A 10,478-nucleotide genomic window follows, 5' to 3' on the forward strand; every position below is an offset into this window, starting at 1 on the left:
TCACCATAAGGAGAGAGACGTTCAGTATAGGTTTTTATTTTAGTAGACCCGCCGACATTTTCACGAATAACAGCAATTCCATGAATATTGGCATTTTCATAAACATGCACGTTATTTGCTATACGAGCATTTTCATAAACCCTAGCATTGTCATAAACATAGGCATTATCATAAATAATAGCCTTGCCATACACATGTGCATTACCATAAACATGGGAATTATCAGAAATAACAGCATTGCCATAAACATGGGCATTATCATAAACATAGCCAGCAATGATAGCATTGTCATAAACCCGCGCATGACCATAGATATGACCACAAATGATAGCATTGCCAAAAAACCTTGCATTTTCATAAACGTGACCATTTTTAAACACAAGAGCCTCATCATACACCCAGCAATTGCCATCATGAGAGAGGTTATCTTCCTTTTCGATAAAGCCCCCCAAGGCACCAGCTTTAACATCAGAAAAGTCTTTTAATGCTTGGATACGATAAAGAATTTGATTACTAATTACACGTGTCTCATTTGTGAGTGCAAACTTCTTTTGCATGGCACAATTCCTGTATAAAGAGATTTAAATTTTAGAATGAGATGTTTTAAAGAGGGACGCCCCCGCCGCGCCTGCGCGTTATTTACGCAGCATCATTTTCATATTCGCTGTCATTATAATCGTCATAATACCACTCACAATCAGCATAATATTCATGACGGTAATAATCATCTTCACTCCCAAATTCTGGATATGCCTCATCCCAAATATGATCATCAGCAGTTAAAGAGGCGGCGCTATGAACATAAGAATCGCCAGAGATAAGAGCCCCACAAACCACGGCATCATCAAAAACACGCGAGCCATCACAAATATGAGCAGCGCCGCTTATTTTTGCATTGCCACCGATATGAGCATCATCACAAATCACGGCATTATCGGAAATATGAGCATGATCAGTGACACGGGCGTTATCATAAATTTGTGCATTGCCTTCAATTACAACGGCATTGCGAACATGAGCATTTCCATAAAGCTTTGCATTGTCCTTTAATAACATGCCTTCAAAAATAGCATTCCCATAAATTTTTGCATTCCCACAAACGTCTACAAAAAAGCTTTTTACTTTAGCATTCCCTGAAACCCTTGCATTTTGAAAGACGCGCGCTTTGTCATAAACCCAGCAATTGCCTTTGTGAGATAAGTTACTTTCGTTTTCAATATACCCCCCAAGATCGCCAGCTTTGACATCCCCAAAATCTCTTAAAGCACGTATACGGTATAATATGAGACCAGTCACAAAATCCATTTCGCCAGTAAACTCATATTTTTTAGATGTTTTTTTCTTATTAACGGGGGTGTTTTTTGAGATATTTGTCATATTTAAACCTGTATGTTTTTAAAAGTTTTGAATTGACAGCCTATAAAGGGCGCCGGGCGTTCAAAACACGGCATACAGTCCGTTGCTATGCTTTTCCCATAAGGGTATTGTATGGCATAAGCACACCCGACATAAATACATACACTTATAATATAAAGCGTTGTAATAATCGAATTTTGTAGAGGAAGTAAACAATTTTGGTTGTTTATCCACTGTATGTTTAGTGTTTTGAATCACTTAAGTATTTACATAACAAAATACGTATTTATTGTCAAACAATATTTTATCTTTTTTGATATTTTTTGTATTTTTTTAAATATGTTGTGTATTGATAATATCTTATGCCTATTAGTTGCTTCTTTTATATTTATATGCTTTTAAAGCTATATTATTGGCTTTCTTAAAAGATTGCGTTATTTTCTGAATCTATACATTTATAATATTTAGAAACGCTCTCATAATGCGTATTTTAAACTTTATAACCTATCAATTTTGTTGCTAAATGAATTTTAAGATTTCTGTTAATTTCTTTTAATAGCACATTTTAGACTTAACAGCCTTTATAGGGACTGTCTTTATAAACAAATGCTTTCATTTGCATATGAGTATTCAAGTTTACTGTTTTTACGCATTCTTTATAGCTGTTATGTTCTTTATAGTCATGGCATCATTTTTCATTTTCATAAGAGAAACGATAAATAGGATAATTGCGATTTATTGTCTGTTATGAAAACATCTCAGTAGAAACTGATCATTATAGAGATGAGCAAAATCCCTTTTAATAAACTTTTGTCATTTTTGTCAGTTCTTCTTAGAACCTATATCATTTTTTTTAATGAGAAAAATTAAAAACATTATATTTCAATATGTTAGTATTTTAATGATACAACCCTTATTAAGATGCACCCCATAAATACAACTGTAAATATATATTTGTCAGTTATGTGTCAGTAAATTGAACTGACAAAAGTGATCATTTTAGTGAGTCATTAAAACGTGTCTTATGAAAAGCGTATGACCCTTTAAAGCCTTTCAAAAGATAGCTTGTAACTCATATGAAATGCTATCAAAATCATTATGGTTATGAGTTTTGAAGGGGTTTTGAGTTTTGAGGGTTGCTGCTATTATGTAAAAAAAACGATAAAAAGCAAAAACGTTATTTTTCAATAGGTTAAGATTTTACAGATCTTAAAAAAACAACCCATATTGATAACACAACCTATAAATTCAACTAATAATATACGTTTTGAGGGGGTTTTGACGATTTTTACACCTTCAAAACCTATAAGCAAAATGAATATATATATATAACTCTCCTTAAACAAAGCTTTTGAAAACAATAAAGCACTCATTTTAGATTACGATATAACCTCTTAAAGGCAATCCAAATAAGAGTATCTAAAAGTGCAAGTTTCTTCTTTTTAGAATAACGCATGATAAATTATCCTTTTAAAGATTGTATGCAAGCAATGTATAAAGGGGTATAGACTACAGTTATAAGCTCTATACCCCTTACGAGTTTATCATACCCATTTGTAAGCATGCTTTATAAGTTATTCAGTTTCTCTTAATACCAAATTTGGTAAGTTCTTAACGATTTTCATTGTTTCTAAACTTACGGTAATAACCCTTTGAAACAACTCCAAAGGATAAGCAGGGTTTCCAACGGTTTCAACAGCATAGCGATTGGCATCATTAACAATGCCGCTCTTTTTATCAGTCTTTACACATTGCCGTTCCATAACCCATTCAAGAGCGGGTTTACCATTGACGATATATTCATAAGCTTCAAGAGGGATATCTGTCATTGTGACATTGCTGTTGTAAAAAACTGTCGATTTATCTTTTACTTTACTATTCCCAAAAAAATTCATTTCTGTAACATAATAGAATTTTTCAGGATTAGGGATATCAGTGAGTTTTGGATCACCTTTTTTAAAGGTTACAGGATAAGGTTCTACAGTTTCATAGTTCATATGCAAATGCCCCAGTTCACGCCCTGCAGTTACAAATTTCCAAAAATCTTCAGTGCTCTTTACACAAGGGATACGAGGCAATTCTTTAGAGAGGTTATCAGCATAACGGGTGCGGTAATCTTCTGAATGCAAAATCCCGTAAACATAATAAAATAGATCACCTTTAGTGATAGTTTCATTAGGATAAGCGGCTTTAAAATGTGCTAATCCTTCATCCGTAATGGCATCACGGCGTTGTAAACCAGCTGTTTTGTTTTCCTCTATAGAGTTTGTAAATAAATGGGATTGCTTTTCACTTTTCTCTTTTAAGGATACAATATCTTCATAAAGATATTGCGGAAAGCATTGACCGTTTTCTATCACCTGATAATCAGACACAGCTTTAATCATAAGAACAGAAAAGGTTTTTTTTGCTCCTATGCCTGTAAGTTGTATCATTTTATTTTCAACTGATTTTCCTATAGGAAATATACATGGCATTATGGAAACTCTATCGTTGAAAGCACGATTATAATAGAGCCATTGTTTTGTAAAAGGGCGATAAATACTTTGAATAAAGCACGTCTCCTCGAACTCAAATAATTTTTCTCTTATAAATTCTCGTTTAAGAGTACTACTCCAACTGATCTTTGTAGCATCAGCGTTAACGAAATTGTCTATAGCCTTTTCACGTATTTTGCGATCAACATGTCCATAAGCTTCGTTAAAGCGCTCCACTTCGCTATTATAGAAGTTAATCATGTTGTACATGTTTTTTGATAAAGCATTACGACTTGAGTTGTATGCCCACGCATCACGACTGGTTAGAACGCCACAGGAATAAGTTTCAAAAAGCTTTGTATCATGACCTTTCTTAACACCTAAAGCTAGAAATGTTTTGAAACTGTCATCACGTTGATTTATCCAATCATTATGCCTATCCGGTGTAATTATTTGCCAACCTTGTTTACTCCGTGTAATACCATTAATGCTGCCAAATTTTTTAATTGTCTTAAGCTTTTCTTCTCTATTGAGATAATCTCCAATATCACGGAAATATATTTTCCCATGTTGTTGTGCATTTGGATTTTTAACCAAAATAGAAATCGCTATAGGGGCACGAGAACCTTCACCAAAAATTTTTCCACCTTCTTTGCGAGAAAGTTCTCCAGAGGTTCGTTGATTACCACGTAAATGGAAAATATAAAGGCTGCTAAATTCTTCAACGAGGCATTTGCGTAAGCCATCCATAGATTTTGTATCTATAAAACTTGCATTTGTAACAAAACCAATCACACCACGGTCTTTTATACGGTCACTTGCCCAGCGAATGGCGCGGATGTAACTATCATAAAGCGCCTGCATAAGACTTGCTTTTGAATGAGCGGCATAAGTGTCACCAATACGTTTATTTAATATGGGATAGGGAGTGTTCTTTGCATTGTCGTTTTCGCTTTTTTGTCCTATCGAATAAGGAGGGTTACCAAAAATAACTTCGATATCCAGTTTCTTTTGATGCTCTAAATATTCACTGTTTTCTTTGAATAATTTTTGCAGCAGATTCTTTTCTTCAAGCATCCGAAACGTATCAGTCAAACCAATATGCTTGAAAGGGATATATTCTCCTTTCATGATACTATGATAGGTCGATTCAATGTTAATCGCTGCTATGTAATAGGCAAGTAAGACAATCTCATTGGCATGGATATCATAACGGTATTTATATTCCATATCCTCTGGTTTGATGAGATCTGATTGTAAAAGCCGTGTAATAAAGGTACCCGTTCCCGTGAAAGGGTCAAGAATAGAGACACCCCGTGAACCAAGGCTTTTTCCAAATTCATTGCGTAAAACATCATCAACAGAATGAATGATAAAATCCACAACCTCAATGGGCGTATAGACAATTCCTAATTTTTCTACCGTACGCGGAAAAGCATGACGGAAAAATTCATTATAAAGCTTTACAATTAAGTTTTGTTGTGCTTCAAGACTTGTAGTTCCTCGTGTGTAAAATTGTACATTCCTAGAGATAGTTCTGAAATCTTGAGATTCTTCTTTAAGAGTAACTTTATCAAGGATATTAAGTACACGTTGTAAAGCACAAGAGACGGGATTTTCTTGAACAAACTGATGCCCCTCAAACAAAGCATCAAAGACTGGACGCGTCACAAGATGTTGTGCAAGCATTTCAATCGCATTTTCTTCGGAGAGGGTCGTGTTTAAATTGTTACGTAATTCGGTCATAAAACCATTAAACACCCGCCGCGTTTCCGTTTCTGATTTTGTTAAAACTTCGGTTAAGCGTGTGATATGATTTTGAGCAAGATCAGCAACATTGGTTGCCCATCTTTTCCAATAGCTAGGGTCGTAATTTCTCTTAACAATAGCTGCTCTAATGACATCCGGATATTGAGAAAAAAGGGATAATTCTTCTTCTGGTTTATATCCGTGAAAGGATTCATAAGTTGGTGATCCAATGTTCAGTCCTGAATATTCTGATTTTGAGCGTATAGGTAAGTCATCAATAACCACAGTTGTATCTTCTGAGGTAGCCTTTTGAGAAGGAACAATAATATCAAGGGCATAGCTTACGTCCTGTTTTATGGACATATGGTGGATTATTTTATTAAAACTCTCATCATGGGCACGCAAAGCATTGACGACTTGCCAGATGACATCATATTTTGGATTATTTTCCAAGGCTTGTACTGGTGGAATGCCAGCCGGTACTCCAACGGGTAGAATGATATAGCCTCTTTTCTTACCCTCTGCTCGACGCATGACACGGCCTATTGCTTGAATAATCTCAATTTGACTTTTTCGCGGGTGTAAGAATAGAACAGCATCAAGAGCAGGAACATCAACACCCTCAGAAAGACAGCGTACATTGGTTAGCACACGACACGTATTTTCCCCCGCATCTTCCTTTAACCAGTCAAGTTGTTTTGTACGCTCTTTAGCACTAAAGGTTCCATCAATATGGGCAAGAGTACAGTTAAGAGGGGGAGTATCTTTATAGTTTTTATGAAGGGCGTGCAAAGATTCTTGAACTTTTTCTTTTTTGAATTCCTTGCATATGCGTTTAGAAGTATCAATATCTTTGCAAAATGCTAAAGCTCTACGCATGGGATTGGGGTCATCTTCAAGATCAAGTTTCAGATCCATTTTGGTAAGGGCTCTATAACAGCCATTAATCTTGGTCCTATCGTCAAGAATAAGTTCATAATTCTTATCGGTAATAAGATGTTGAATGGATTGGCTTACTTCTTTTTCATTGACAACTAATATGATAACTTTACAAGGTGATAACAGTTTATGTTCTAGAGCTTCCGCAAATGTATAATGATGCAGTTCTTTGCCATAAATTTTTTCGTCATCCATAGAGGCAAGAACAGTATCAGATAGGTCAGCTTTCCTTTTTATCTTATCTGTAAAGATTTTGGGGGTTGCTGTCATATATAGACGTTTTTTACCCCGAATGATTCTGTTATCATGAACCTTGATAAATTCAGATTCACGCTTGTCTGTTCCTAACACAGCCCCAGTTGTTCTATGTGCTTCATCGCAAATGATTAGATCAAATTCGGGTAAACCATGCTCTTTTTGCGCATCTGAAATCACTTGGATAGAATGGTAAGTTGAAAACACCACCGTCATTGCATCTGCTAGGTTTTCGCAAGCTTCTTTGGCAAGGGTTTGGGCATCCGTGGTAGCAGGGAGAACAAGATCTGATGTTTCCATGCCAACAATATCATCTTGGTTCTTACGACGCTTGCCTACTTTTGTATCCGAACACACAGCAAAAGAACGCAAAGGTACTTGTGCATCGGCTGTCCATTCACGGATTGTTTGTGAGACTAAAGCCAGAGAAGGGACCAGAAACAAAACACGCTTGCCTTTCCCAGCAAGGGTTTCTGCTATCTTCAAACTGGTGAAAGTCTTCCCCGTACCACATGCCATGATCAGCTTGCCACGGTCTGCTTCTTTTAAACCTTCACAGACTTTCTTGATGGCTTCTTCTTGATGGGGACGAGGCTCTTTTATTGATTTAAGAACAATTTCTTTTTTAGTTGCAAATATTTGCCAATCTATACGACTGTTTTCCATATGACGAAGGTCAATGCGATAAACGGGTATCGCTTGTCCTTTGATCATGGCATTCACATTGTCACTTAATTCCACTTCCGTGGTATCGACGAGAAGACGATATTTAAAGATGTCTTTTCCAGAGGCAGCGATAAAGCTATCAATATCTTTTTTACTGATCTGATGGTCAGCTTTATAAAACTTACATTGAATAGCCACATATCCCTCTTGATTGCGAAGCTTTGCCACCAGATCAATGCCGATATCATTTTTATTCCAACCTTCACGCTCTTTAGCCCATTCATAATAGCTCTCAACCGTTTCATATCGTCCAAAATGGAGAGGGTCATACATAAGATAAGCCATGACAAGGTTTTCAAACAGCGTTCCCAATTCACGGGGTGATTTTGCTTGTTGACGATAATATTCTAAGAGAGAGCGTAAAGTGACGTGTTCATTATCAGAATGATGAGGGCGAAGCATAAAGAATAAACTCCATGACAATATATTCTATTGATTAATTCTCTTCAAAAGAATCAAAATGAAGCTTATTAAATCCATTTTGAGTAAATGGTGAAAAAAATGCAGAAAAATGCGAAAAAACGGATAAATTTTTTTCAAAAGAGTTTTTAAAGGTACTTATCCACAGCCCATGGCATAGGATAAGATCAGCAAAATAGTGAAATTTTCTGTTTATTTTATGGAAAAAAGACAAATTTGATATGTGCTTTTAAGATATCATAATGAGTATTTTGATAGGTTTTATGAGTCACTAAAATAATCTAGTTTGTCAGTTCAATTTACAGACACAAACTGACAAATATATATTATTGATTGTATTTAAGGTTGTATTGTCGATATAGGTTGTATCATTAAAATGCTAACATATTGAAATATAATGTTTTTAATTTTTTCTCATTTAAAAAAATAATATAGGCTCTAAAAAGAACTGACAAGACTGACAGCACTGGACAAAACTCTTCTGTTCAGATCATTATCTTTGGAGAACGGTTGCTTAATGCGCTGTACAGAGAGTTTTGCCTATTTGAGTAGAAAGTTTTAAAAGAGGTTTCTTTATTGTTTTCTATGATGGTTTTTGACGACAGGATGTTCTTGATCGCATGATGTCTCGTTTATATGCGTGTTGAGTGGCTTAGAGGAGCTGGAGAGTGAATTTATCTCTAATTATTGATAAATATATTGTAGCATTAAACTGGGGATATTGATGTATTAACCATTGACGGGCTAAACAGTTTTGTTTAGAGGTTTTTTCATATAAATGTGGGGGAGAGATCTTCAGCAGTTAAAATAAAGCAGTTTTTGGGTGTCACTTTTCTTTGGTTACAGAGGCATGTGCTTTTGTTAAAAGTGTTATAGGGCAGTGGCTGTTTTGAGTGGGTTTATTAGCGGTTCCATGAAGTTCTTTTAAAGAGTGCTTCATGAATAGTGCAAAGCGGGGAAATCTGTATTGTTTTCTGTATTTTTACGCCAAAGTTCTCTTTTGAGAATTTTTCGTGCCATTGTTGTTTTCTTTGGCTTGTTTACAGGTGTAAATGTTTATGCGCGCTCCTCAGCTATTTTTCATTCCCCAACCGATAATTTTTCTCGCCAACAATCTGAGAAGCAGCAATTAGAAAGAATTGAGAAATTACGGTCTTTAACGCCTAAAAGGATAAAGACGCCTTCAGAGCAAAATCCAGAAACGCTTTTGGGTGGGAAGCAATGTTTTCCAATTCATGCTGTTGTTGTTGAGGGAGTGCACCATGTCAAAAAGCGCTCTATATCAGCCGTAACAGAGCCTTATGTTGGAAGATGTATCGGTCTTGTCGATATTCAGCTCTTAATCAAGAAGTTAACCAAAGTTTATTTGGATCAAGGCTATGTAACGGCGCGTTTTTACATTCCTGATCAAGATATCAAAAACAGCAAGACGCTCAAATTTGTTGTCGTTGAGGGCAAGCTTTCAGAGATTTACTATAATGGTTCACCGGCGTCTCGTTATAATAATGTTGTATGGAGTGCTTTTCCTGGGCTTCAAGGTCATGTTCTGAACATGCGCGATATTGAACAGGGGCTTGATCAGATCAACCGTTTGAGTTCAGCACACGCTCAAAGCGAACTTCTTCCAGGGAGTGAAGAAGGGAGCACCATTGTCAATATTAACAATCATCCCGATAAAACGTTCAAGGTTACTGTTTCTCATGACAATATGGGACAATCTTCCACGGGTTATGCGCGTTATAGTGCGGGCTTGAGGGTAGAAAATATTTTAGGGATGAATGATGCGTGGGATTTTAACTATCAACGCAGTGAGCCCGATTATTGGGGTGGGAGCAAGCAAGAAGGACATAGTAATAACATTTCAGCGAGTGTGAGTATTCCATATGGTTATTGGACCTTTGGATTGAATGGCACTGTTTATAATTACCAAAGCATAATCCCTGGCAATTTTACCGATATTGAGACGACGGGGGATTCCAGTGAGTTGCACGCCAGTACAAGCAGGGTTCTTTACCGTGATAGTGTTTCCCTTACAACCTTGAATTTGGGTCTTTCTTATAAAAGAACCAACAATTACCTTCTTGGCAATAAGATTGAAGTGGGCAGCCGTCAATATAGCGTCGCCAATTTTGGGATTTCGCATTCGCGCCAGATGTTGGGGGGGACTTGGACCTTTGATGTGAGTTATTTGCAAGGTCTTCCCTTGTTTCATTCAGTAAAGAAACATGCGCCAGGAGCAGGGGATGCGGAGCCACAATTTGCCAAATTTACCGGTACGCTTAGTGTCATGACGCCTTTTAAGATAGGGGGCTTGGACTTTATACTGAGCAATCTTTTGAGTGGTCAATATTCACCGCATAATTTATTGGGAGCTGAACAGATTTCGTTGGGGGGCGCTTCCAATGTTCGTGGCACGCGTGAGAGTTTGCTTTTTGGCAATAACGGTTTTTTTAGCCGGAATGATTTGTTGCTACGCACCATTCCGTGGAGCAATCACGCGACCTTCAAAAAGGTTTTTGGAGAACTTCGCCCTTATGTTGGTTTGGATTATGGGCG

At 36.6% G+C, this 10,478-nt stretch carries 4 protein-coding genes; 1 reads left to right on the forward strand and 3 read right to left on the reverse strand.

The features are described 5' to 3' along the window. The 3 genes from ACFIQE_RS07750 to ACFIQE_RS07760 all read right to left on the reverse strand — a co-directional run. Positions 1-557: hypothetical protein (locus ACFIQE_RS07750; RefSeq protein ID WP_375707472.1), on the reverse strand; the 557-nt coding region annotated here is incomplete at its 3' end. An 82-nt stretch (positions 558-639) separates the two neighbouring features. Next, positions 640-1,377 carry a hypothetical protein gene (locus ACFIQE_RS07755; protein ID WP_375632688.1) on the reverse strand — a complete coding sequence of 246 codons (738 nt, stop codon included), beginning with the start codon at positions 1,375-1,377 and terminating at the stop codon, positions 640-642. 1,553 nt (positions 1,378-2,930) lie between these two features. Beyond that, positions 2,931-7,904 carry a DEAD/DEAH box helicase gene (locus ACFIQE_RS07760; protein WP_375707473.1) on the reverse strand — a complete coding sequence of 1,658 codons (4,974 nt, stop codon included), beginning with the start codon at positions 7,902-7,904 and terminating at the stop codon, positions 2,931-2,933. A 985-nt stretch (positions 7,905-8,889) separates the two neighbouring features. On the opposite strand from ACFIQE_RS07760, the gene ACFIQE_RS07765 reads away from it, so the two are divergent. Then, positions 8,890-10,478: ShlB/FhaC/HecB family hemolysin secretion/activation protein (locus tag ACFIQE_RS07765; protein ID WP_375707474.1), on the forward strand; the 1,589-nt coding region annotated here is incomplete at its 3' end.

This window comes from Bartonella sp. AA1HLJMS (genome assembly GCF_042197445.1).
In the GTDB taxonomy this organism is placed as follows: Bacteria; Pseudomonadota; Alphaproteobacteria; order Rhizobiales; family Rhizobiaceae; genus Bartonella.